This is a genomic window from Blastococcus saxobsidens (assembly GCF_002938435.1).
GTDB classification, from domain to species: Bacteria; Actinomycetota; Actinomycetes; order Mycobacteriales; family Geodermatophilaceae; genus Blastococcus; species Blastococcus saxobsidens.
The window spans coordinates 1-23726 of the sequence record NZ_POQT01000049.1 but is presented as its reverse complement, the minus strand read 5'-3'; the positions used below and the strand labels follow the sequence as shown (position 1 = coordinate 23726).

27 protein-coding genes are annotated in these 23726 nt (G+C 73.1%); 17 read left to right on the top strand and 10 right to left on the bottom strand.

The window, feature by feature from the left end; translation table 11 throughout:
• A partial coding sequence (locus C5507_RS20525) for an NlpC/P60 family protein (protein WP_249027838.1) occupies window positions 1-1773 on the top strand: 1773 nt, incomplete at its 5' end.
• 20 nt (window positions 1774-1793) lie between these two features.
• On the opposite strand, the gene C5507_RS20520 is transcribed toward C5507_RS20525, so the two are convergent.
• The 10 genes from C5507_RS20520 to C5507_RS20475 form a co-directional block, all read right to left on the bottom strand.
• Entirely contained in the window at window positions 1794-2558 is a 765-nt protein-coding gene (locus C5507_RS20520) for a hypothetical protein (protein WP_104530347.1), read from the bottom strand.
• Entirely contained in the window at window positions 2555-2905 is a 351-nt protein-coding gene (locus C5507_RS20515; RefSeq protein WP_104530353.1) for a hypothetical protein, read from the bottom strand. The genes C5507_RS20520 and C5507_RS20515 overlap by 4 nt, the downstream gene beginning before the upstream one ends.
• A gap of 243 nt (window positions 2906-3148) precedes the next feature.
• A complete protein-coding gene (locus tag C5507_RS20510; RefSeq protein ID WP_242611339.1) occupies window positions 3149-4147 on the bottom strand; it encodes a hypothetical protein in 999 nt (332 codons plus the stop codon).
• A gap of 154 nt (window positions 4148-4301) precedes the next feature.
• On the bottom strand, window positions 4302-5405 hold the full coding sequence (locus C5507_RS20505) for a sigma-70 family RNA polymerase sigma factor (RefSeq protein WP_104530346.1): 1104 nt from the start codon (window positions 5403-5405) through the stop codon (window positions 4302-4304).
• A gap of 71 nt (window positions 5406-5476) precedes the next feature.
• Window positions 5477-5983, bottom strand: a complete 507-nt coding sequence (locus tag C5507_RS20500; RefSeq protein ID WP_104530345.1) for a hypothetical protein — start codon at window positions 5981-5983, stop codon at window positions 5477-5479.
• Window positions 5984-6184: 201 nt separating this feature from the next.
• The gene (csrA, locus tag C5507_RS23575) at window positions 6185-6499 is read right to left on the bottom strand and encodes a carbon storage regulator CsrA (RefSeq protein WP_278044337.1); all 315 of its coding nucleotides are present in this window, start codon (window positions 6497-6499) and stop codon (window positions 6185-6187) included.
• 90 nt (window positions 6500-6589) lie between these two features.
• Window positions 6590-7075 (bottom strand): flagellar assembly protein FliW, encoded by a 486-nt coding sequence (fliW, locus tag C5507_RS20490; RefSeq protein WP_242611338.1) that lies wholly within the window; start codon window positions 7073-7075, stop codon window positions 6590-6592.
• 40 nt (window positions 7076-7115) lie between these two features.
• Complete coding sequence (gene flgL / locus C5507_RS20485; protein ID WP_104530350.1) at window positions 7116-8012, bottom strand: flagellar hook-associated protein FlgL; 897 nt, start codon at window positions 8010-8012, stop codon at window positions 7116-7118.
• Between the two features lie 5 nt (window positions 8013-8017).
• On the bottom strand, window positions 8018-9412 hold the full coding sequence (gene flgK, locus C5507_RS20480) for a flagellar hook-associated protein FlgK (protein WP_104530344.1): 1395 nt from the start codon (window positions 9410-9412) through the stop codon (window positions 8018-8020).
• 43 nt (window positions 9413-9455) lie between these two features.
• Entirely contained in the window at window positions 9456-9941 is a 486-nt protein-coding gene (locus C5507_RS20475; RefSeq protein WP_104530343.1) for a flagellar protein FlgN, read from the bottom strand.
• 323 nt (window positions 9942-10264) lie between these two features.
• Between C5507_RS20475 and C5507_RS20470 the strand changes: the two genes are divergently transcribed.
• The 16 genes from C5507_RS20470 to C5507_RS20395 all read left to right on the top strand — a co-directional run.
• The gene (locus tag C5507_RS20470; RefSeq protein WP_242611337.1) at window positions 10265-11110 is read left to right on the top strand and encodes a sigma-70 family RNA polymerase sigma factor; all 846 of its coding nucleotides are present in this window, start codon (window positions 10265-10267) and stop codon (window positions 11108-11110) included.
• Between the two features lie 124 nt (window positions 11111-11234).
• The gene (locus tag C5507_RS20465; protein WP_104530341.1) at window positions 11235-12068 is read left to right on the top strand and encodes a flagellin N-terminal helical domain-containing protein; all 834 of its coding nucleotides are present in this window, start codon (window positions 11235-11237) and stop codon (window positions 12066-12068) included.
• A gap of 123 nt (window positions 12069-12191) precedes the next feature.
• Window positions 12192-13538, top strand: coding sequence for a flagellar filament capping protein FliD (fliD, locus tag C5507_RS20460; RefSeq protein ID WP_104530340.1), 1347 nt, complete (start codon window positions 12192-12194; stop codon window positions 13536-13538).
• Window positions 13539-13587: 49 nt separating this feature from the next.
• Window positions 13588-13974, top strand: coding sequence for a flagellar export chaperone FliS (gene fliS / locus C5507_RS20455; RefSeq protein WP_104530339.1), 387 nt, complete (start codon window positions 13588-13590; stop codon window positions 13972-13974).
• Complete coding sequence (locus C5507_RS20450; RefSeq protein ID WP_104530338.1) at window positions 13971-14408, top strand: hypothetical protein; 438 nt, start codon at window positions 13971-13973, stop codon at window positions 14406-14408. The genes fliS and C5507_RS20450 overlap by 4 nt, the downstream gene beginning before the upstream one ends.
• A 140-nt stretch (window positions 14409-14548) precedes the next feature.
• Window positions 14549-15640, top strand: coding sequence for a glycosyltransferase family protein (locus tag C5507_RS20445; protein ID WP_104530337.1), 1092 nt, complete (start codon window positions 14549-14551; stop codon window positions 15638-15640).
• A 358-nt stretch (window positions 15641-15998) separates the two neighbouring features.
• Window positions 15999-16346 (top strand): flagellar basal body rod protein FlgB, encoded by a 348-nt coding sequence (gene flgB, locus C5507_RS20440; RefSeq protein WP_104530336.1) that lies wholly within the window; start codon window positions 15999-16001, stop codon window positions 16344-16346.
• 2 nt (window positions 16347-16348) lie between these two features.
• Window positions 16349-16753 carry a flagellar basal body rod protein FlgC gene (gene flgC / locus C5507_RS20435; protein WP_104530335.1) on the top strand — a complete coding sequence of 135 codons (405 nt, stop codon included), beginning with the start codon at window positions 16349-16351 and terminating at the stop codon, window positions 16751-16753.
• Window positions 16753-17067, top strand: a complete 315-nt coding sequence (gene fliE / locus C5507_RS20430) for a flagellar hook-basal body complex protein FliE (RefSeq protein ID WP_104530334.1) — start codon at window positions 16753-16755, stop codon at window positions 17065-17067. The genes flgC and fliE overlap by 1 nt, the downstream gene beginning before the upstream one ends.
• Entirely contained in the window at window positions 17067-18662 is a 1596-nt protein-coding gene (fliF, locus tag C5507_RS20425) for a flagellar basal-body MS-ring/collar protein FliF (protein WP_104530333.1), read from the top strand. The genes fliE and fliF overlap by 1 nt, the downstream gene beginning before the upstream one ends.
• Complete coding sequence (fliG, locus tag C5507_RS20420) at window positions 18659-19708, top strand: flagellar motor switch protein FliG (RefSeq protein WP_104530332.1); 1050 nt, start codon at window positions 18659-18661, stop codon at window positions 19706-19708. Before fliF ends, fliG begins: the two co-directional genes overlap by 4 nt.
• On the top strand, window positions 19692-20600 hold the full coding sequence (locus tag C5507_RS20415) for a FliH/SctL family protein (protein ID WP_104530331.1): 909 nt from the start codon (window positions 19692-19694) through the stop codon (window positions 20598-20600). The genes fliG and C5507_RS20415 overlap by 17 nt, the downstream gene beginning before the upstream one ends.
• Window positions 20597-21907: a FliI/YscN family ATPase gene (locus tag C5507_RS20410; RefSeq protein WP_242611336.1), complete on the top strand. Its 1311-nt coding sequence runs from the start codon at window positions 20597-20599 to the stop codon at window positions 21905-21907. The genes C5507_RS20415 and C5507_RS20410 overlap by 4 nt, the downstream gene beginning before the upstream one ends.
• On the top strand, window positions 21904-22359 hold the full coding sequence (locus tag C5507_RS20405; protein ID WP_104530348.1) for a flagellar FliJ family protein: 456 nt from the start codon (window positions 21904-21906) through the stop codon (window positions 22357-22359). The genes C5507_RS20410 and C5507_RS20405 overlap by 4 nt, the downstream gene beginning before the upstream one ends.
• The gene (locus C5507_RS20400) at window positions 22347-23297 is read left to right on the top strand and encodes a transglycosylase SLT domain-containing protein (RefSeq protein ID WP_104530330.1); all 951 of its coding nucleotides are present in this window, start codon (window positions 22347-22349) and stop codon (window positions 23295-23297) included. The genes C5507_RS20405 and C5507_RS20400 overlap by 13 nt, the downstream gene beginning before the upstream one ends.
• A partial coding sequence (locus C5507_RS20395; protein WP_249027837.1) for a hypothetical protein occupies window positions 23294-23726 on the top strand: 433 nt, incomplete at its 3' end. The genes C5507_RS20400 and C5507_RS20395, both read left to right, overlap by 4 nt.

Below are 23726 nucleotides of genomic sequence, written 5' to 3'. Positions count from 1 at the left end.
CGGGCGGCCGGCACCGGCTCCCGGGGTGGCAAGCGCCCCACCCCCGACCGCACGGCGGTGCGCCGCGCCCCGGCCCGCCGCCGGAGGAAGCAGGCCAGGCCGGAGCGCACCGGTGCCCGCTGGTCGACCCGCCTGGGCGTCGTCGCCACCAGCGCGCTGCTGCTGCCCGCCGTCCTGGCGGTCCTGGTGCCCACCCCGCAGCCGCCCGCCGGCCCCCTGGACACCACCACCCTGGCCCTGACCGCCCGCAGCTCACTGCTCGAGCAGGCTGACGTCTACCGCCGGCTGGCCGACGACGTCGACCGCAGGCGTGCCCGGCTGGCCGAGGCCCGCACCGCCGAGCAGGAGGCTCGCGAGCTGGTCGCAGGCCGGCAGCAGGCGGTCGGCGTCGGCGCCGCGGCCCTCTACCGCTCGGGCCCGACCGACCGGCTGCCCGTCTTCGGCCTGGACATCCGGGACGCCGGCGCGGCGGACGGCGTGCTGTACCGGCAGGCGCTGGCGGAGCGGACCGAGCGCGAGCGGCAGAACGCCGTCGTCCGCGCCCAGCGCACCGCGGCCGCGCTCGACGCCGCCGTCGCCGACGTGGCGGCCGCCCGCGAGTCTCTCGCCGGTGCCGAGGAGCGCGCGCAGGCCGTCCTGGCCGGCATGCGGGCCGAGGTGGACGACCTCACGCCCGAGGTCTCCGGCGTGCTGGCCGGCCTGGGCACCATTCCGGTCGCGGGCCCGCAGCAGACCCGCAACGACCAGGCCATGCAGCGCTGGCGGGACTACCTGGGTCGGCTCACCGCCGGCGGCATCGAGCCGCCACCCGCCGCCGAGCTCACCGATCTGTTCGATCTGCCCGAGGGGCTGTCACCCGCCCTCGACGCCGACGGCCGGCCGATCCCGGGCGTCGCCTGGGCAGTCGTCGGCAACGAGCCGGTGACCGTGCTCCCGGCCGAGACGATCGCGGCCGTGAGCAACGCGCTGTCCCAGCTCGGCAAGCCCTACGTGGCCGCGACCGCCGGCCCGGAGACCTACGACTGCGGCGGGTTCACCGCGGCCGCGTGGCTGATGGGCGGGTACGCGCTCCCGGGCACTCCGGCCGAGCAGTGGTCGTCAGGAGCCGCCGTGCCCCTGCGCGACCTGCAGGTCGGCGACCTCGTGTTCTCCCCGGGCGGCGCGGACGTGGGCGTCTACCTCGGCGACGGCGACGTCGTCGGCGCCTCGGCCGCCTCCTACCAGGTCGGCGTGCGGTCGATGGACCCCGGCTCGGCGGCCGTCCGGGTCCCCCTGGCCGCCCCCGAGCAGCCCAACGCCCCGCTGCCCGCCGTCCGCGAGCGCGGCTGCGGTGCCCCCCTGCCCGCCCCAGGCCCGGTGGACCCGGCCTGGGGCGGGTGGCAGAACGGCCGCATCCCGGTGGAGGCCCTGTGCCGCCTCGGCGTGGCCGGCCACGCCCTGCGCTGCGACGCCGCAGCCTCCTACACCGCCCTGGCCGACGCCTACACGGCGGAGTTCGGGACGCCGCTGTGCATCACCGACTCCTACCGCTCCTTCGGCGGTCAGGTGGCGGCGTTCTACAGCAAGCCGAAGCTGGCCGCAGTCCCCGGCACCTCCAACCACGGGTGGGCGCTGGCGGTGGACCTCTGCGGCGGCATCAACGTCGCATTCACCCCGCAGTGGACCTGGATGACGGCCAACGCGGCCCGCTTCGGGTTCGTGCAGCCGGACTGGGCACGCCCGGGCGCGGAGAAGCCCGAACCGTGGCACTGGGAGTACGGCGCGATCTCCTGAGACGGCCCGGAACGGGGCAGTCAGATCCAGCGCAGGTCGGAGAGGGATCGCCAGGGCAGGGTCACGCTCGGCTGACCGGCCTGACCGGCCAGCCGCCGGGCCACCGCCGGGGAGGTGCAGACCACCGGCCGGTGCGGCGTGATCACCACGTGCATGTCCGGGTGCACCAGCCCGTCGCCGGCGACCCGGTGCAGCAGGAGCTCCGGGGCGACAAGCGCGGCCGTGGCCAGCATCGGCACGGGGTGCGACCACAACGCCAGCGGGCCCTCGACGCGCAGCTCCACGGGCACGTCGTGCGCCCGCCCGGTCGCGGCCGAGCGGATCCGGTGCAGCGCCACCGTGCGGGCGGCCGGCGACGGCGACCAGCGCACGGCCAGCTCTCCACGGGTCACCACGACGGCCCAGCCGACGGTCGTCTCGGCGGCATCGGCCCAGTCGAGGACCGCGATCCCGGTGGTGGCGGCAGCCTCGTCGGTGACCGGACGACGCGCCACCCAGGACCGCAGCGCGTCCTCGATGCCGGCGGCGGTCGAGGCCACGCCGGCACGGGTCATGTCGTCGGCGAGGTCGCCCAGCGGCACGGCGACGCTGCGCTCGTCCTCCTCGAGCCGGAGGACCGTCCCGGCCCCGGGGCGCCGGACCAGGGCGAGGTGCAGGCGCGGGGTGGCGAGACTCGGCAGCAGGTCGACCGCGACGTCGTGCAGGTCGATGACGTCCACCGGCACGGAGCGCAGCCGGTTGAGCAGCCGGGGCGACGTAGCCCCGAACAGTCCCGAGGCCGTCATGCGCGGGCGTCCCGGTGATCCAGGAGCACGCGGAGGGAGTCGGGCAGGTCGGGCAGGCCCAGCACGGCCGCGAGCTCGTCGGAGCTCAGCCGCACCGGCAGCACGTCCGCGTCCCAGCCGGTGGCCATCCGCACGCGCGCCGTGGACGCCGGCCAGATGGCCTCCCGCGCGGTCGCCACGTGCAGCTCGGTGAGGACGTCCTGGAGGTGGATCGTGGTCACCGGGTGGACCGACGGCTCATCGAGCGCCACCCGCACCGTGCGGGCCAGGCGCGCGCGGGCGTCGGCGTCCAGCCAGTGCGGGACCATCGTCTGGGCGCCGGCGTCCCCGGCGGGCAGCGGGCTCACCGGCCGCCTCCGCGGTACCACGACCCGATCGCCGACGACGTCTGCGCGGCAGAGCGGCAGGAGGTCGGGCACGGCGTCACGACCTGGATATCGGCAGGCGCGAGGGCCGATGGACCCCTTCGCGCAGCTTTTCCCGGCCGGACCCGTGTCGATGATCAGGAGAGCTGGTCATCGCGGGTCCTGGCTCAGCGTCGACGGTGAGCCAGGACCCGCGATGGTGAGCCAGGACGACGGCGCGACCAGTCAGGCGGCGCGTGACTCCGCACCCGGCTCATCGGTGGACAGCGTGCGGAAGCGCCGCTCCCCCGCATACGGCGTGGCCAGCAGCCCGCTGATCCTGGCCACCTTCTGCGGCCACCCGACGCCGAGGTCCTCGTCGACGACGCGCACGACGCGCGCCCCGGTGTCACGCATTCGGTCCTCCCGCCGCTTCTCCGTCCAGAGCACCTCACCGGAGGGCACGCCGTCGTGGGGGTCGAGGTACTTCACGCGTCCGTCGAACTCGACCGCGACCGCGGCCTCGGCGTACCAGGCGTCGACCCGACCGATGAATCCGGCGTCGTCGAAGATCTTCACCTGCAGCTCCGGACGCGGCAGCTCGGCAGCCAGCAGCGCCAGCCGGCCCCGGGTCTCCAGCGGTGACTCCGCTCGGCCGTCGCTCAGGTGCAGCGCCCGGGCCGCATGGGCGATCCCGACGCGGTGGCTGCCGGCGAGCACGGCACGGTGGAGCTCACCACGATCGACCTTGCGCTTCTGCAAGGCGGCGTCGAAGGCGATGACGCCGGCGGTCAGCGACCACTCGCGCGCGCAGTCCACCAGCGTCCGCGCCACCGACGTCGTCCCGAACCGCAGCCACGGGAGGACGTCGTCCTCGGGCAGTGCTGCCCGGGCGACCCGATAACCGCGGCCACGCCGCCACTGGTCGACCGCTGTGACACGCACGTCGTCCGGCGCGGTGCGCGGGAGGACCAGGCCGTGCAGCCGCGCCGCGGACGCGTGGCTCAGCACAGGCCCGGGGCCGAGGCTCAGCAGCACCGCGACGCAGTCGACAAGGTGCCGCTGCGCCGGATCGGCGACGGCGAGGTCCTCCGCAGCGATGTAGACGCCCTTGCGCAGGCGGACCCACCGGCGGGTCCTCAGTTCGACACGGACGTCGTCGACCCGGTACCCGACGGCGAGCGCCTCCTGGCTCGTGAAGACCCCCAGGCGGCTATCGGCGGCGGCCCGCAGCTGTGGATGCACGCGGGAGAGTCTCGCGAGTGCGGCGGCGCGCTGGCAGCGATCGCCCGGCTCTTGTGGACAACCGCCGTCCTGGCTCACCGTTCAGGGTCCTGGCTCACCGTCGACGGTGAGCCAGGACCCATCGTGATCAGGCGACCTGATCATCAGCGGTTGCTCAGTCGGCGAGCTCGGCGAGGCGGTGCTTGAGCGACTTCCCCACCCGGTCGGCGTAGACGTTCATGTTCCGCACCGAGGTGTTCAGGTCCGACGACAGCTGCGTCTTGGTCTGCCCGCCCCACGTGGTCAGGTACCAGGTGGCCCAGCCCAGCACGTTGGGCTGGCCGGCGCGCTGGTCCCGCCGAGCCTCGGGGTCCGGGGCACAGGCGGCGGTGAGGGCGTGGGACAGCAGCGTCTGCTCCGCCTCGCCCATGATCTCGTCGGGCGCCTCCGAGGAGTCGGGCAGGAGGACCTCGGTGGCGTCGGGCGTGCCGTCCAGCGACTGCAGGTTGCGCAGGCCGTTGAGCGTGGCCACGGTCTGCGAGTTCTTCCGCAGCGTCGCCACCGACTGCCCCATGTAGGCGGCCAGCTCCTTCTCGGTGGGCCTCCGCTGGTGCTCGGCCATGAAGGCGGCGACGGCCTTCTGCTGCTTGTGCTCGGTGTCCGCGGCGGTGCGGCCGTGGGCGTTGCGCCCCAGGTCGTGCACCCACTTCGACAGCTGGGTGGCCAGGAAGGCGCCGAACGGGACCGACTTGGTCTCGTCGTACTGCGCGACGGCCTTGAGCACCCATTCGAAGACCTGCTGCCCGAGGTCGTCGGGATCGGGCAGGTGCAGCCGGATGGTGCTCATGTTGCGCTGCAACCGCTTGAGGCTGACCGGCCCGTAGTGCCGGCACAGGTCGGCGAGGAACTCCGGCGGGAGGTCACGGGGAGCCCGACGGCGGACGTCGGTCTCGGCGCGAAGCCCGATCGTGGTGACCCCCGCACCCGCGCACCACGCCCTGACCCAGTCGGCGAGCATCGCGGCCGAGCCGCAGCTCCCGTCGACCCGGTACAGGCCGTCGCCCTGGTCGTAGCTGACGGTCACGCCGTCGGGGAGCTCGCTGCGGAACGCCTCGAGGGGCAGCTCCTGGTCGGTGCGGAAGTGCACGCGGTCGCGCGGGGTGATCGGCGCGAGCGCCCACCCCTCGGCCTCCGGGATCCCCCCGAACACCAGCGGCTGGCGGGGGCGGGAACGGTCGTCGGCGGTCGTCGGGATCGAGGACGGGATGCGGTCGGGCATCGGTACTCCTGGCACTACGGGGAAGAAAGGGGATCCGGTGAGCCGGATCCCCGGTACTGCGCGGGAGGCCGTCAGGCCGGGATGCGTTCCCCGGGACCGGGGAGGCGAGGTGCGGGCACCTGCGCCGCGGGCGCAGACGTGCCGGGCAGTGCGTCGCCCGTGTCGACGACCAGGTCGTCGACACGGGCGGAGCCCGCCGCGAGACGGTCGAACAGGGCCGTGGCGGCGGCGCGCTCGGCGGCGCTGGGCTCGGCGGTGTAGACCGGCATGTGGTCGTACAGCGACGTGAACATCGCCGACACGAAGGCGTAGGCGGCCTGCGCCTGCGGCGAGAACTTGGCGATCGCGGTGCGCGGACCGAGATCGATGCCCACGGTCACGCGGACCACCCGGTCGTCCTTGCTCAGGCCGGTGACGGTGACGGCCACGTCCTCGTGCTCGGCCGCCAGCGCCGCCAGCGCCGCCAGGCACTTGCGGGTGGCGCCGCGGCGCGGCCGCAGCTGCACGTGGACCACCACGGACTCCGGCTCACCGGTCTGGTTCCCGGCCACCGAAGCGGTGAATGCGTTGCGTGCCATGTTGATCGCCCCCTGTCACTTGCTTGGGGAGAAATCTGCCGCATGCACGCTCCGGACACGGCACACAACTCGCTGTGTCTCACGCAGTTGTGACGGGCAAGCTTCGGCAATAGTTGCCCGTGTCGTGGCATGGCAAGCCGTCGCGCCCGTCAATTTGGCACCGTCTGCCGAGATGTGCCCCGGCGTAGACGTGCAGTTGTGTCAGTCCGCTGGGCGTCCCGCCGTCACGTCGTGGCCCTCGGCCGCGGTCGGCGCGGTCGCGGTGTCGGCCTGCTTCTCCTCGGCAGGCGCCGACGGCGCGAACGCGGCCAGCGCGCCGAGCGTGTCGGCGGTGACCTGGGCGGCGAGCAGGTTGGCCTCGGCGATCTGCCGGTAGACCTCCTCGCGGTGGATGGCGACCTCGCGCGGGGCCTTGAAGCCCAGGCGCACGGTGCCGCCGCGCACCTCGACGACGTGGATCTCGATGTCGTCGCCGATGCGGATGGTCTCGCCGACGCTGCGGGTGAGAGTGAGCACGTGAACCCCTCCATGGGTTGTGTGGTGGCCGTCCGTGGCGGTGCCCGCCGGTGCGGGCGCGGGCCGCTGCGTGTGCGGCCTGCGATGAGGTTATCGGCGCAGGCGCCGCCGAAGGGGAAGGGACGTGTCGGCCTGGACCACCTGCCGCGCCCGGCGCGTCGAGGGGGCGACGACGACCGGGGCGCGGAGGTTGGCGGTGGCCTCGGCGGCATCCCCGCCCGGCACGCTCACCAGGCACAGGACCTGCGCCTGCTCGACGTCGTCCAGGCCGAGCTCCGCACGGACGGCCGCGGGCACGACCGGCCGGTAGTCCGGGAAGAACTCCCGGGCTGGGACCGCCAGGAACCGCGGACCGTCGGGGGCGACCGACTGCAGCCAGAACAGCAGGCCGGCGGTGTCCCCGGGGACCAGGACGTAGTCCCGGTGACCGGGGAAACCCGGCACCGGCTCGGCGAAGGACAGCACCAGGACCGGGGGCAGAGCCGGTGCATTCCTCGTCGCCGGCGCGGATGCCGGTGCGCGAGACGTCGTGGGCGCGGAGGCCGGAACGGCCAGCACCGCCGCTGCGGACGTCACGTCGTCGGTCCCGGAGCGTGGACCGTGGCGGGCGCGGCCATCAGCGCAGGTAGTCCATCAACGTGGGCGAGATCGCCTTCGCCGTCGCCTGCAGCGCGGCCTGGTACCCCACCTGCTGCATCTGCAGCCGCATGATCGTGTTGGGCAGGTCGACGTTCTCGACCTCACCGAGCTCGGTCTCCAGGCGCAGCGCCAGGTCGGTGTTGATCTGCTTCTCCCGCTCGACCCGAGCCGCCCGCGCGCCGACGTCGGCGACCCCGCCGAGCATCCGGCTCATCGCGGCGTCGAGGTCGGCCAGGCCCTGGCCCAGGTTCTCCGGCGCGTTCAGCAGGTCATCGGCGATGCGGCCGACCACGGCGAAGAGGTTGGCCGGGTCCGCGTCGGCCCCGAAGGCCTCCGGGCCGCTCAGGTCGACCCGGACCTGCTCGGTGAACGACACGCGCCGCAGCACGTCCGAGCCCGGCATGACGCTGCCCTGGAAGGTGCCGGTGATTGCGTCGTACGCCTTGGTCCCGGTGGTCACGCCACCGAAGACGGGCCGGCCCTGGATGTTCGTGTTGGCCAGGCCCAGCAGGCTCTCGCGCAGGGAGGCGACCTCCGTGGCGAGGGCACGGCGGCTGGCCTCCGAGGAGTTGCCGGTGCTCGCCCCCTGCACGGTGAGGTCGCGCACCCGGCGGGTCACGTCGACCATGTTCTGCAGTGTCGAGTCGGTGATCGACAGCCAGCTGTCGGCGTCGGACAGGTTCCGGCCGAACTGCTCGACGGCTGCCTGCTCCGATCGGGTCTGCATGGCTTTGTTCGTGCCGGTCGGCGAGTCCGACGGCGCGTTGATGAGGCGGCCCGAGGTGAGCTGCTGCTGCAGCTTCCCGAACGTCTCCAGGTTGCGGTTGAGTCCCTGCAGGCTGGTCTGGGCGACGGCCTTCTGCGTGATGCGCATCGAGGTCACAGCCCCACTCGGCCGGTGCGGTTGATGAGGACGTCGAGCATCTCGTCGATCGCCGTGACCAGCCGGCTCGCGGCGGAGTAGGCGTGCTGGAACGACAGCATGTTGGTCATCTCCTCATCGAGGTTGACGCCGGCCACGGACTCCCGGGAGGCGTCGACCTGACCGGTGATCGCCGACTGGATGCCGAGGTTGCGTTGTGAGACGGCCGACTGGACACCCAGCTCGACGACCATCCGGCGGTAGAGCGTGTCGGGAGAACCGACGCCGGTGCCGAGCTGCGCGAGCTTGTCGGCGTTGCCGCGGTCCAGGTTCGGGTTCCCCGGACCGAGGGACGACGCGGCGATCTTCCGCGGATCGGTGATCTGCACGCTGATCGACGACGCCGTGACGGGGTCCGGGCCGAGCAGGCGACCGCCCGCCACGCCGTCCAGGTCGTACCCGCCGGCGTGCGTGCCGTTCAGCTGGACGGCCAGCTCGGCGGCGACCCTGTCCAGCTCGTTGCGGTAGGTGGGCAGGATCGTGTTGAGCGCGTGCAGCTGACCGCCGGCGGTACCGCGGACCGCGACCCCGAACCCGCCGGTGGCGGTCACGATGCGCGGCCGGTCCCCGGCCGCCGTGTCGAGACCGATCGCGCCCTCCACGGCCAGCGCGGACGCCGTCCCGCCCGAGACGATGGTCATGCCCCCGACGATGACGTCCAGGACCCCGCCGTCTTGCGGGCGCACCGTGGCCCCGACCTGGTCGGCGAGCCTCATGACGAGCAGGTCGCGCTGGTCGGTGAGGTCGTTCGCCTGCCGGCCGCTCTGCGACGCACGCAGGATCGCCGTGTTCAGCTGGGCGATCGTCGCGGCCGCCGCGTTCACGTCGTCCACCAGGACCGCCAGGTTCTCCCGGGTCTGCGCCCAGCGGCCGTCGATCTGCTCGCTGCTGAAGTGCAGGCCACCGACGAGAGTCTCCAGCCGCTTGAGCACCTGACCGCGGGCGGCCGGGTCCTCGGGCTTGTTGGCGACGTCCTGCCAGCCGCGCCACATGTCGGCCATGAGGCTCTGCAGGCCGGTCGTGCCCGGCTCCCGGAACGCCTGCTCGACGAACTCGAAGGCGTCGGCCTCGGCGACCAGCTGCGCGCTGTTCGCATGCTCCGCGTGACCCCGGCCCTCGAGGAAGGCGTCGCGGATCCGGGTGATCTGGTCGACGGTGACGCCGGCACCGATGCCGTCGCTGGTCGAGTAGAACGCCGGGACGACGCTGCCGCCGATTGCCTCCAGGTCCGCGCGTTGGCGGGAATAGCCCTCGGTGTTGACGTTGGCGATGTTCTGCCCGGTGACGTCGAGCGCCCGGCGCTGTGCCCACAGGGCCGTGGTCGCGGTGTTGAGGCTGCTGAAGGTGCTCATCGCTGCCCCGCAGGAAAGCCGGAGGTCGGTGGCGGATTCATCGTCAGAGTGCTCCGTCCAGAGTGACGGCACGGTGCGCGCCGTCGGAGTGCCGACCGCTCGCACCATAGGTGCCGGGCGAGGTCGTGCGGGTCCTCACGAGGGCATCGCCGATCGCCGCCAGGCCGCCCTCGATGAGCTCCCGGTTGGCGTCGGACAGGCTGCGCAGCTCGGTGATCAGCACGAGCAGCGCCTCGTGGTGCGTGGCGTAGAGGTCGTTCCAGGGGGCGGGGGCCGCGTCGGCCACCTGCCGCAGCGAGGGATCGCTGTCGATGCCCAGGTGCTGGGCCACGGCCTCGGTGGCCGCGGCGCGCTCCACCTCCAGGGTGCGCAGCTGGTCGAGCACGACCTCGATCTCGTGAGCGATCCGCTGCAGCCAGCGCGTCTTCCCGGTGAGGATCAGGTACTGCTTCTCCTCGGCCTTGAACAGCAGCAGGTCCAGGAGCTCCTGCTCCCGCCACAGCAACGTCGACAGGTGCTGGTAGTCCACGTGTCCACCGCCTTCCGTCGTCTCGCAGGTCGTCGCACACGACGGGTCCGGGGTCGGGAGGACCGGCCGTGACCGCCGCCGTCGGTGCTGCCATCGGCACCCGTCCGGAGCGGATCAAGCCGAAGCGCGGAACTGGGCTCAAGTTCCGCGGACTTTGTGCCGAGTCGTGGTGCCGATCTCCTCGCGGGCCGCCGAGAGATACGGACGTGACCCCAGTTCGTGCTCTCGCGACCGAGCGTTCCCTGCGTGATCGGTCCGCGCATGACCGGCCGTTGCGCGAGCGCCCCCAGAACGGCCGGCTACCCAATCCCTCCAAGGTGCGGATGCCCCAGGAGGTCGAGGCGCTGGTGACCGAGCATCTCCCGCTCGCCGCATTCGCCGTCAACGCGGTGGCCTCCCGCATCTCACTGCCGGGCCACGTCAGCCGCGAGGACCTGCTCTCCTGCGCACACGTGGCACTGGTCGAGGTCGCGAAGCGGTTCGACCCGTCCGCGGGCGCCTCCTTCCCCACCTATGCCCTCGCCCGCCTGCAGGGCGCAGTGCTCGACGAGCTGCGCTCCGGCGACTGGGCCAGCCGGTCGGTACGGGCGGCGGCCCGCCGCACCGATGCCGCCGCCGATGCACTGACGATCAGCCTGGGCCGGCCGCCCACCCGGGAGGAGCTGGCCGACAGCCTGGGCGTGGCCCGCAGCGAGCTCGACCACCTGCAGGTGGACGTGCACCGCGCCGTGATGGTCAGCATCGACGCGGAGACCGGGCCCGACGGCGCCTCGCTCGACCTGCCCGACACCGGCGAGTCCCCCGAGCGTGCGCTGCTGCGCGGCGAGCGGGCCCGGCACCTGCACGAAGCCATCCGTGCGCTGCCCGACCGCCTGGACGAGGTCATCGAGCGGAATTTCTTCGGTGATGAATCATTGACCGACATCGCGGAGGACCTCGGGGTCACCCTGTCCCGTGTCTCGCAGATGCGCGCGCGCGCCCTGACCCTGCTGCACGCAGCCATGGGCGAGATCTGGGAGGGAAGACCCGTCCCCGCCACCGGGGGGGTCCGCGCCCGGAACCAGCAGCGGGCCTACCTCGACCGGGTCACCGGCCGGGACCCGGCCGCCTCGCCGCCCCCGCCCCGGGGCCCCTGGAGCACCGGGCGGAACGCCGCCCGCAGCGCCTGAACCAGAAAAGTTTTCACGCTCGGCTCAAGCGCCAGGCCTACCCGGCCGATGACAACTGTGCACGGCCCGCAGCACGGATGCAGCGGGATCCCCCCAGAAAGACCTGATTCCAAGGAGGAACATCATGGGTCTGCGCATCAACCAGAACATCGCGGCGCTCAACGCTCACCGCAACCTGTCCATCACGGACAACCAGATGAACAAGTCGCTGGAGAAGCTGTCCTCCGGCTTCCGGATCAACCGCGCCGCCGACGACGCGGCCGGCCTGGCGATCTCCGAGGGCCTGCGTTCGCAGGTCGGTGGCCTCAAGGTCGCCGTCCGCAACTCGCAGGACGGCGTCTCCGTCGTGCAGACGGCGGAAGGTGCCCTCACCGAGGTGCACTCGATCCTCCAGCGCGTCCGTGACCTGACGGTCCAGGCCGGCAACAGCGGCGTCGTCGACGAGAAGGCCCGTGGCTACATCGCCAAGGAGGTCACCGAGCTCGCCGGCGCGCTGACCGACATCGCGGGGCGGACCGACTTCAACGGCACCAAGCTCCTGAACGGCAGCGCCTCCAGCCTGTCGTTCCAGACCGGTGCCAACGGCGGCGAGACCATGACCGTGGAGCTGAGCAACGTCACCACGGTCGCCACGGCGGTCACCGGTGTCGCCACCAACATGTCGGCCTCGGGCACCTACAGCGCCACGGCCGACCTGGCGACGCTCGACACGCAGATCAAGAACGTGTCGGAGTCCCGCGCAAGCCTCGGTGCGAAGCAGAACCGCTTCGAGAGCACCATCAACTCGCTCAACGTCTCGATCGAGAACCTGAGCGCGTCGGAGAGCCGGGTCCGCGATGCCGACATGGCGCAGGAGATGGTCGGGTTCACCCGCGCCCAGATCCTGACCCAGGCCGGCACCGCGATGCTCGCGCAGGCCAACCAGGCCTCGCAGGGCGTCCTCTCGCTGCTCCGCTGATCGAGGATCAGCTGAACAGCTGAGGCTGCAGACCCTCAGCACCACCCCGGGTGAGGGGGGAGGCCTCCGTGCCTCCCCCCTCATTCGCTTACGCCCGCGCCCCGTCGACCAGGAGCCAGTGACATGACGATGAGCATCAACACCGGCCTTGCGTCCGGGATCGACACCGGCACGATGATCAGCCAGCTCATGCAGCTCGAGGCGCGGCAGCAGACCGCCCTCAAGATGCGGTTGTCGGCCACCGAGGTCACCGCCAGCGCGTACCGCACCGTCAACAGCTCGCTCGCGGCCCTGACCACCGCCGCCGACTCGCTCCTCAAGCCCGGGACCTGGACCAGCACCACCGCCGGCAGCTCCGCCGCGTCGGTCGGCGTCACCGCCGCCTCGTACGCGCAGCCAGGCTCCCTCACCTTCACCGTCAGCAAGGTCGCGACGACCGCCTCCAGCCTCAGCACCGGCCGCTGGTCGAGCACCACCACCGCCGCCGGGCTGACCAGCCTCGACATCCGCTCCGCCGACGGCACCGTCAGCAAGGGCACGATCGTCCTCGACGGCACCGAGACCCTCGAGGGGGCCGCGGCAAAGATCAACGCCGACACGGCGCTGGGCCTCAAGGCGACGGCGGTGCAGGTCGCCCCCGGGCAGTTCGCGCTCCAGATCAGCGCGGGCACGTCGGGGGCAGCCGCCGGCTTCAGCATCGGCGGAACGGCCTTCACGGGCACCGCCGTCGGCCAGGACGCCGAGCTGAAGGTCGGCTCGGACACCGCGACCACGAGCGCCTACACGATCACCTCGGCCAGCAACACGTTCGAGGGCGTGCTCGCCGGCACCACGTTGACGGTCAGCAAGGAGGAGACCACCCCCGTCACCGTGACCGTCGCTTCGGACCCGGCCGCCGTCGCCACCAAGGTCTCCGGCCTCGTCGACGCGATCAACAAGGCGATCTCGACGATCAAGACCTACACGGATAACACGCCGGGCAGCAAGGCGGGGCTGCGCGGCGAGTACGCGGTGACCTCCATCGTCGCGCAGCTGGGTCAGGCGGTCTCCGAGGCGGTCGGCACCGATGGCTCGCCGGCCCTGATCGGCTTCCAGACCACCCGCGACGGCCTGATCACCTTCGACGAGGACAAGTTCACCGCGGCCCTCAAGGCCACGCCCGACCTGGCGCAGCGGATCGTGGCGGGCAGCGGCGTAGCCGGCGAGCCCGGCGCCGTGGAAGGCCTGGCCGCACGGGTCCGCGACGTCGCAAAGGCAGCCTCCGACGCCACCACCGGCAGCCTGACCTCCATGGCCCAGGGCCAGGATTCCATCGCACGCGACATCAAGGACCGGATCGCCGCGTGGGACATCCGGCTCACCGCGCGCAAGGCGGCTCTCACCCGCCAGTTCACGGCCATGGAGACCGCCCTGAGTTCGCTGAACAACCAGTCGAACTGGCTGGCCGGCCAGCTCGGCTCACTGTCCTGATCCCCTGCCACACCCTCTCGACCCACCACCGCCTCAGGAGCCCCAACCGATGAGTGCCGCTTCGCTTCGCGCCCGCTACCTGGGCGACTCCGTCGCCACCGCCTCGCCGCAGCAGGTGCTGGTCATGCTGTACGACCGGCTGACCCTCGATCTCGAGCGGGCGCAGCTGGCCGTCGCCGAGGGTGACCGCGCCCGGGCCAACGAGGAGCTGCAGCACGCCCAGTCGATCGTCCTGGAGCTGCTCTCCAGCCTCCAGGTGGACGTCTGGGAGGGCGGCCCCCGCCTCGCGGCCCTCTACCAGTGGCTGGTGAACGAGCTGGTCCAGGCCAACCTCAAGCTCGACGGCAACCGCATCAGCTCGTGCCGGGCGGTCGTCGAGCCGCTGCGTGACGCCTGGCGGCAGGCCGCGGCCTCCCTGGCCGGCGTCGGGTCATGACGGTGAGCCCGGTCAGCGGCTCGGCCGCGTCGGGCTCCGGCACCAGCCCGTACACCCCGCCGGGCCGGCCGGCCCTCTCCGACCGCGACAGCTCCGGCGACCGCGGGAACCGGCGCCGGCCCGCCGACTGGCACGAGGCCCTCACCGAGCTCGAGGGCGACGTCCTCGACGCGCAGGAGACCCTGGCCCGCGGCCGGGTCGAGGAGATCGCTGCCTGGGGTCGCCGCACCACCGACTGGGTGCCGCCGACCGGCCTGGGCCCTGTACCCCCCGATCTGCGCGAGCGCGCCGCCCGCCTCCTGCAGCACCAGCTCGCGGTGGCCGAGGCGCTCGTCGAGCGGATCACGCAGTCCCAGAAGCAGCGCACCCTGGCCGCCCGCATGTCCTACGGCCCCGAGCGGCCGGTCGCGTCGTTCATCGACCGCGCCCTCTGACCCGTCGCGACGCCGCACCTTCCCCGCCGAGGGCCCCGACGGGGGTCCCGCCTGCCGATGAGAGAGATGCGAGCACCGGCTGCCACGTCGGGCCTGCCCCCCGCGCCCACCGGCAGCGGCCACACACAGAAGGGTCCCCCATGCGCGTACTGCTGACGCACGCGATCGCCCAAGGCTCCACCTACTACCGCATCGAGGAGCCGGCCCGCGCGGTCCAGGCCGCGGATCTCGGCATCGAGGTCGCGGTCGCCCGGGGCATCGGTACCACGATGCGCTCCCCCACCGAGGGCGCACCGATGGAGGTCGTCGACGTCGACGCCCAGGGGGCGGACGTCGTCGTCCTCCAGCTGCCCAAGACCGCCGAGATGCTGCAGGTCCAGCGCCTCCTGCAGGCCCAGGGCGTCGCCGTGGTCGTGGAGATGGACGACCTGCTCTCCGCCGTCCCCTACGGCCACATGGGGCACGACGCCCTGGTGCGGGCCGGCAACAGCGAGTTCGCCGCACAGGCGGCCCGCGAGGCCGACCTGGTGACCACCTCCACCCCCGCGCTGCTGAAGGAGTACGCCCGCCACGGCCGGGGCGTCGTCGTCGAGAACGCGGTACCCCGCCGCACCGCCGAGCTGCCGCCGGCCTACGAGCGCACCCCGGACACCGTGACCATCGGCTGGGCCGGCAGCGTGCCGAGCCACCCGTACGACCTGCAGGAGATGGGATCCGGGCTGCAGCAGGCACTGGACCGGTCCCGCGGGCAGAGCCGGCTGGTCGTCCTCGGTCAGAAGTGGGACCTGCGTGCGCGGCTGCACCTGCCGGAGGAGCCCGAGGAGGTGCCCTGGGTGATGGACGTGGACGGGTACGCCGCCCGGATGGGCGAGCTGTTCGACATCGGCATCGCCCCGCTGCGCGTCGACCGCTTCAACACGGCGAAGAGCTGGCTGAAGCCCCTGGAGTACTCGGCGCGGGGCGTCTACTGCGTTCGGGCCCGGACCGAGGAGTACGAACGGCTCGGTCTGGGGATGCCTGCCCGGTCCCCCAAGGACTGGGCCAAGTGGCTCACGATCGGCGTGCAGGACGCCGACCGCCGGCGCGAGGTCGCCACGGCGGCGCGGGAGCACGTCCTGGCCCACCACCTCACCGAGCACACCGCTGAGCGCTGGGCAGCTGCCTGGCGGCTCGCCCGCGACAACCGCACCCGCGCCCTCGGCGGCGGGCGTCTGGCCACAGCCGCACGCTGACCCCGCCGTCCGAACGCCCCTCCGCCGGTTCCCGGCGGAGGGGCGTTCGTGCGTTTCTGCCGCGGAACCGCGATCCGTCCCCCCACGAGCACGGCATGTGCCAACTCACCCGCCCCCGTCGGCGCAGGACACGGCGAGGTCACCGCGGGCCACATCCGTCCCGGTCGCCCCAACCGGTCACAGCCGTCCCTCGTGTGGTGGAACGGGGGTCAGCCGGTTCCGCCCGGCTGCCGATGAAGCTCTTGCACGGAGAGCACCACCTTCGCCACGGATCGGCGGCCCCGCACTCGCTCGCGAGTGCTCTTCCGCCTACCCGGAGGTCGATCGTGTCCTGTTCCACGTCCCGGATCGCCGCCCGATGATCGCCGACGCCTCGTCGACGGTGCTGAAGGCGGCACTGGCCGGGCTAGCGCAGCGGCAGCGCGTCACCGCAGACAACATCGCGAACGTCAACACCCCCGGCTTCCTGGCCGGGCGGACCGACTTCGAGACGTCGTTGCGCGGTGCTGTCGCCAGCGGCCAGCTGCCCACCACCTCGGGCGGCACGACCGTCCGCTCGCTGGAGCCGACCAACACCAACGGCAACAACGTGAACCTGGACGCGGAGACGGTCATCGCCACCGAGACCGGTCTGCGCTACCAGCTGGCACTCACCGCGCTCGACGGCAAGTACAACTCGATGCGCACGGCCCTGAGGACGTCCTGACCATGAGCATGTTCCAGGCTCTGAGCATCTCCCAGTCCGGCCTGATGACCCACCGGAAGTGGCTGGACGCCGCCGCCGACAACATCGCCAACATCAACACGGTCCGGCGCACCGACGAGGACGCCTTCCAGGCGCGGCTCGTCGTGGCGCAGGCCGTGGACTACGGCTCCGGCGAGGGCGGCGTCCGCGTCGCCCGCGCCGAGTTCGGCGACCCCGAGGGCCGGATGGTCTACGAGCCCACGCACCCGCTGGCCGACGCCGAGGGCTACGTCAAGTACCCCGACATCGACCTGGGTGACCAGATGACCCACATGATGATGGCGCAGCGCGGCTACCAGGCCAACCTCGCCGTCGTCGAGCGGGCCACCAACGCCTACCAGGCCGCGCTCCAGCTCGGGAAGCGCTGATGACGATCCCCCTCGGCGGCATCCCGCCCGTGGGTGTCGGCGCGGTCTCCGGCGTCGCCGGCAGCACCCGCGGCACCCCCCCGACCGAGGGCGCGGACGGCTTCGCCGCCGTCCTCGCCTCGACCTTCGACAAGCTCCAGGCCACCCAGTCGGTGACCTCCGACCTTGCCGTGAAGGCCGCCACCGGCGACCTGAAGGACGTGCACGACTACATGATCGCCAGCGCTGAGTCCGGCGTGGCGACCGAGATGGTCGTGACGATCAAGAACCAGGCCGTCGCGGCCTTCAACGAGATCATGAGGATGCAGATCTGATGAAGTCGGCACTCGCCGGGACGCTGGAGCGTGCCCGCTCCACGTTCGACACCATCAGCCTGGGGCAGAAGGTCGTCATCGGCCTCCTGCTCGCCGGGCTGGGGCTCGGCGGGTTCGTCTTCTACAGCTGGATCACCACCCCGACCCAGGCCCCGCTGTTCTCCAACCTCGCCTCCTCCGACGCCTCCGCGATCGTCGACGAGCTCAACGCCCAGGGCGTCGCCTACGACCTCGCCGACGGCGGGTCCACGATCATGGTCGCCAAGGACGCGGTCTACGACCTGCGGCTGAGCATGAGCGGCAAGGGCCTCCCGGCCGGCCAGGACACCGGCTACGCGCTGCTGGACCAGCAGGGCATCACCACCAGCGAGTTCCAGCAGCAGGTCACCTACCAGCGGGCGCTCGAGGGCGAGCTGTCCAAGACGCTCGAGTCGCTGGCGGGGGTCAACGACGCCGTCGTGCACGTGGCCCTCCCCGAGGACGAGGTCTTCGTGACCGACAAGGCCGAGCCGACCGCCTCGGTCCTGCTGGCGCTGAGCCCCGGCACCACGCTGTCGGGCGAGCAGATCCAGGCGGTCACCAACCTGGTCTCCTCCAGCATCCAGGGCATGGACCCCGACCAGGTCACCGTCGCCGACGCCAGCGGCCGGGTGCTCTCCGCCGCCGGCGAGGGCATGTCCGCCGCCGCCGGCGACGCCCGGTCGCAGGTCGAGCAGGAGTACGAGAACCGGCTGGCCGCCAACGCCCAGAAGATCCTCGACCAGGTCCTGGGCCCCAACAACGCCGTCGTCTCCGTGCGCGCCGACGTCGACCTCGCCAAGCGCAACACCACCACCGAGACCTACGACTTCGACGAGGGCACGCCGCCGCTGTCGGAGCAGACCCTGGTCGAGCGGTACGAGGGGGGCGGCGCCCCCGTGGGCGGCATCCTCGGGCCGGAGAACATGCCCGACGCGGCCGAGAACGCCGGTGGCGCGGAGTCGAACTACGAGAAGGAGTCCACGACGGCCAACAACGCCGTCGGGAAGACCGTCGAGGTCACCGAGGGCGCCCCCGGCGAGCTCCAGCGGCTCACCGTCTCCGTCGTGATGAACGACCAGGTCGCGGGCAACCTCAACCAGCAGCAGATGACCGACCTGATGACCACCGCCGTCGGCCTGGACCCGGCCCGTGGCGACGACATCACGGTGGCGGCCATGCCGTTCGACGCCACCGCGGCCGACGCGGCGGCCGCCGCCATGGAGGCCGCCCGCGAGGCCGAGGCCGCCGAGCAGATGTGGTCGATGATCCGCACCGGTGGCATCGCGGCCGGCATCGCACTGGTCGTCCTGATCGTGTGGCTGCGGTCCCGCCGCCGGGAGGACGACGACGAGGAGGACTACGAGCCGCTCGAGCTCGACGACGACATGCTCGCCGAGCTGGACCGCTTGCGAGTGGCCAGCACCCGCCAGGAGGTCCCGCTCACCCCGTCGGAACTCGAGCTCGAGGCGGCCGAGAGGGCCAAGGTCCGAGGGGAGATCTCGACGATGGTCAGCGAGCGTCCGGACGAGGTGGCGGCCATGCTGCGCGGCTGGTTGAGCGAGAACAAGTCATGACCCTCGCGAGCATCCCCGGCGCCGTCGTCGCGACGCCGCCGCGGCCGGAGCTGCCCGGCCTGCGCAAGGCCGCCGTCTTCCTCGCCCAGATGAGCAAGGAGGAGGCCGGCGTCCTGCTGTCCCAGCTGCGCCCGCGCGAGGTCGAGGCCCTCACCCGCGAGCTGATGAAGCTGGGCTCCGTCGAGCTCGACGACGTCGACCACGTCATGCGCGAGTTCCACGGGATGATGACCGCCCAGCACTTCATCGGCCGGGGTGGCGTCGACTTCGCCCGCGAGATCCTCGCCGCCGGCCTGGGCCAGGACAAGGCCGAGAACATCCTGTCCCGGCTCAACGTCGTCTACACCGAGGTGCCGTTCGCCTCGCTGCGCAACGCCGACGTCCGCCAGCTGGTCACCTTCCTCAAGGACGAGCACCCGCAGGTCATCGCGCTGGTGCTCGCCCACCTGACCGCGGCCCAGTCCGCCGAGGTGCTCACCGGCTTCGCGCCGGAGCAGCAGGCCGAGGTCGCCCACCGCATCGCCACCATGGACCGGACCTCACCGGAGATGGTGCGGCTGGTGGAGGAGGAGCTGGGCCGCCGGATGGGCTCGATCCTGGCGCACCAGGACATGACCACCGTGGGCGGTGTCGAGACCCTCGTCGAGATCATCAACCGCTCCCCGCGGCCGACCGAGCGGTCGATCCTCGAGTGGCTGGACAACACCGACCCGGAGCTCGCCGACCAGGTCCGCTCGCAGATGTTCGTCTTCGAGGACATCGTCACGATCGACGACCGGTCCCTGCAGCTGGTGCTGCGCGAGGTCGAGGCCAACGACCTGGCCACCGCCCTCAAGGGTGTCCGGCCCGACGTCCGCGACAAGGTGCAGCGGAACCTCTCCGAGCGGGCCGCCGAGAACCTCGCCGAGGAGATCGAGATGCTCGGTCCGGTGCGCACCCGCACGGTCGAGGAGGCGCAGGCCAAGGTCGTGGGCGTCATCCGCACCCTCGAGGAGCAGGGTGTGCTGACCATCTCGCGCGGTGGCGAGGATGACTTCGTTGCGTGAGGGCGCGGTCCTGCGCGGCGGCTCGGCCGCGCAGGCCCGGCCGTACCGGGAGGTCATGGCCGAGCGTGCCCTGACGTCGGTCGTGCCGGCCCCGGCGTCCCCGCCCGCGGTGGAGGAGCTGCCGGTCGCCGCCCCCTCGGCCTTCGCGGCGGCCCTGGCCGCCGCCCCGGCGCGCGCGACGGCCGCGGCCGCCGGGCCCGCGACCGCGGGCATCGGTCCCGTGGCCACCGGTCCCGTGCAGGTCACCCCCGTCGAGCGCCGGACCACCACCCGCCGCGCCGAGGACCAGCCGGTCGCCGGCGGCCGGCCGTCGTTCCGGCTCGGCGACGTCTACGCCGACGAGCTCGAGCGGCTGCGCGCGCGTGCGCACGCCGAGGGGTTCGCCGCCGGCCACGCCGAAGGCCTGGTCGCCGCCGAGTCGGTCGTGGCCGAGGTCGAGCGCGCCGCCGAGGAACGGCTGGCCGAGGTGCAGGCCCGCTGGGAGCGCCGCCTGGTGTCGGCCACCGCCGCCCTGGCTGCCGCCGCCCGGGGGCTGGACGAGACCGCGGCGCCCGTCGCCGACGGCATCCGCGACTCGATCGTCGGCACGGTGCTCACCCTGCTCGAGGACCTCCTCGGCCGGGAGCTGCAACTGGCGCAGGACCCGGCGATGGACGCCGTCCGCCGCGCGCTCACCTTCTGCCCCGCCGACGCCCCCGCCGTCGTCCGGCTGCACCCCGACGACCTGGCCGAGGTCCCCGCCGAGGCGCTGGCCGAGCTCCCCGACTCCGTCCGGGTCGTCGCCGACCCGTCGGTGGAGCGGGCCGGCGCGATCGCCGAGTCCGGCCCCCGCCGGATCGACGCCCAGCTGAGCGCGGCGCTGACCCGCGCGCAGGCGGTGCTGAGCTCGTGACGGTCTCCCCTGCGATGCTCGAGCGCGCCCGCCTCGCGGCCCGCCCGCAGGTGACCGGCTCGGTCACCGGCGCCATGGGCCTGACCCTCAGCGTCGACGGCGTCAGCGCCGCCGTGGGCGACCTCGTGGAGGTCAACCCCGCCGACCGGCCGCTGCTCGCCGAGGTCGTCGCCGTCGGCCGCGAGCGCCTCACCTGCATGCCGCTGGGCGGGCTGTCCGGCGTGCACGCGGGCGCCCCGGTCCGCGCCACCGGCCGCCCGCTGCAGGTGCCCGTCGGCGAGGCGCTGCTGGGCCGCGTCCTCGACGGGCTCGGCCGCCCCGTGGACGGCGGCCCGCCGCTGGGCAGCCGGGTCTCCTGGGTGGACCTGGAGACCCGGACGCCGCACGCGCTCTCCCGGACCCGCGTGGAGGAACCCCTCACCTTCGGCGTCCGGGCGCTGGACACCCTGGTGCCCTGCGGCAAGGGCCAGCGCCTGGGCATCTTCGCGGGCTCCGGCGTGGGCAAGTCCAGCCTGCTGGCGCAGATCACCCGCGGCACCGACGCCGACGTCCGCGTCATCGGGCTCATCGGCGAACGAGGCCGGGAGGTCCGCGAGTTCATCGAGGAGAACCTGGGCCCCGAGGGACTGGCGCGCACCGTCGTCATCGTCGCCACCTCCGACGAGCCGCCGCTGGTCCGGCTGAAGGCTGCGTTCGTGGCCACCCGCATCGCCGAGGCGTTCCGCGACGAGGGCCGCGACGTCCTGCTGCTCATGGACTCGATCACCCGCACCGCCATGGCGCAGCGCGAGGTCGGCCTGTCGGCGGGCGAGCCGCCCGCCACCCGCGGGTACCCCCCGAGCGTCTTCGCGATGATGCCGCAGCTGCTGGAGAAGGCCGGCACGGGGTCGACCGGCTCCATCACCGGGCTCTACACCGTGCTGGTGGAGGGCGACGACCACAACGAGCCGATCGCCGACACCGCCCGCTCGATCCTCGACGGGCACATCGTGCTCACCCGCAAGCTGGCCACGGTCGGCCACTTCCCCGCCATCGACGTGCTGGAGTCGATCTCCCGCGTCGCCGGGGCGGTCGTGCCACCGGCGCAGATGGCCGACGCCCGGGAGGTGCGCCGGCTCATGGGGGCGCTGCGCGACGTCCGCGAGCTCATCGAGATCGGCGCCTACCAGGCCGGCAGCGACCCGCTGGTCGACCGGGCCCGGCAGCTGGCGCCGCACATCGACGCGTTCCTGCAGCAGCCGCTCGGTGAGTCGACGGCGGCCGACGAGGCGTGGGGCTGGCTGCAGCGGATCGTGAGGTCGGCGTGAAGCGGGCGACGTTCCGGCTGCAGCCGGTCCTGGAGCTGCGCCGCACCGAGGAGCGCGCTGCCGCCGCGGCGGCAGCCGCCGCCGCGAATGCCGCCGCCGACGCCGACCGCCGCGCGACGGAGTACGAGACGGCGCTGAGCACCGCCGAGCTGCCGCGCACCATGCCCGCCGGGGCCTTCGTCGCGGCGATGGTGCTGCTGCGCACCGCGGCCACCGACGCGGCCGACGCCCGTTCGCTGGCGACTGCGTCGGCGGAGCAGGCCGAGGCGGTGCGGGCCGGCTGGACCGCCGCCGCGCAGCGCACCAAGGCGCTGGAGCGGCTGGCCGAGCGCCACCGCCAGGCGCAGCTGCACGCGGCCGACGTCGCCGAGGAACGCGCGGCCGACGACCTGGTCACCGGCCGCGCCGGCCGGCCGACCCGTACCGGAGAGGAGCAGGCGTGGACGGACTGAGCGCGGTGCAGGCCCGCATCGGCGAGATCCAGGCCCGGTTCACCGCGGTCACCGGCGCCGCGACGTCGGCGGCCTGGGCCTCGGCCGCCAGTGCCGCCGGGCTGACCGGCAGCGCCACGATCGGCAGCGCCCCGGGCACCGCCGGGACCGCGTCGGAGAGCGCGGTGGTGAGCGAGGCGCAGAAGTACTCGGGCGTCCCGTACCTGTGGGGCGGCACCGACCCGAGCAAGGGCCTGGACTGCTCGGGCTTCACCAAGCTGGTCTACGGCAACCTCGGCGTCGAGCTGCCGCGCACCTCCTCCCAGCAGGCCACCGCCGGCCGGGCCGTCGCGTCGCTCGACGCCGCCCGCCCCGGCGACCTTGTGTTCTTCGACTACTCCTCCGACCGTCCCGGCATCGACCACGTGGGCATCTACATCGGCAACGGCAAGATGATCGACTCGCCGAAGCCGGGGGACACCGTCGGTGTACGGAACGTCGGCAACCCGACCGTCATCCGCCGGGTCCTCCCCGATGCCGCACCGGCCGCCGTGGCGAGCCCGGCCGGCGCCGCCCTGGCCGGCGTGCCCTACGCGGACCTCTTCACGCGGGCGGCCACCAAGCACGGGGTGGACCCCGCGCTGCTGGCCGCCGTGGCCAAGCAGGAGTCGAACTTCAACACCCAGGCCGTCTCGCCGGCCGGCGCGCAGGGCCTCATGCAGTTCATGCCCGCCACCGCCCGCGGGCTGGGCGTCGACCCGCTCGACCCGGCCTCGGCCATCGACGGTGCGGCCAAGTACCTCAGCAGCCTGACCAAGCAGTTCGGCTCCACCGATCTGGCGCTGGCCGCCTACAACGCCGGCCCCGGCACGGTGAGCCGCTACGGGGGCATCCCGCCCTATCCCGAGACCCAGAACTACGTCCGCTCCGTGATGAGCAAGGCAGAGGCCTACCGATGACAGCTCCCGTGACCGTCGCCGCCCCCGCAGGGCGCGCCACCCCCGGCCCCAGCTCCGGTGGCGGGTCGTCCGACAGCGCAGCTCCGTTCGCCTCGGCCCTGGACGGTGCGCTGGCCGACGGGCGCGGCCCCGTCCGCGACGCCACCAGCGGGGGGAACGGCCGGAAGGCCTCCGGGGAGACCGGCACCGGGAACCCCGGGACCGGCGACGAGGCGCCCGTCGTCGTGGACACCACGGCGGCGAACGTGGCCGCCGCGCTGTGGGCGCTCGCCGTCGGCGGGACGTCCCCGGGCACCGCCGCCACCACGGGTCAGGCCACCGCCACCCTCGCCACGTCCGGGCCGGGGGCCGTCCCGGCCGCCGGCGGACCGGTGCTGCCGGCGACCGCGGCGGCCGCTGCGGCTTCAAGGGCGCCAAGCCCTACCACCA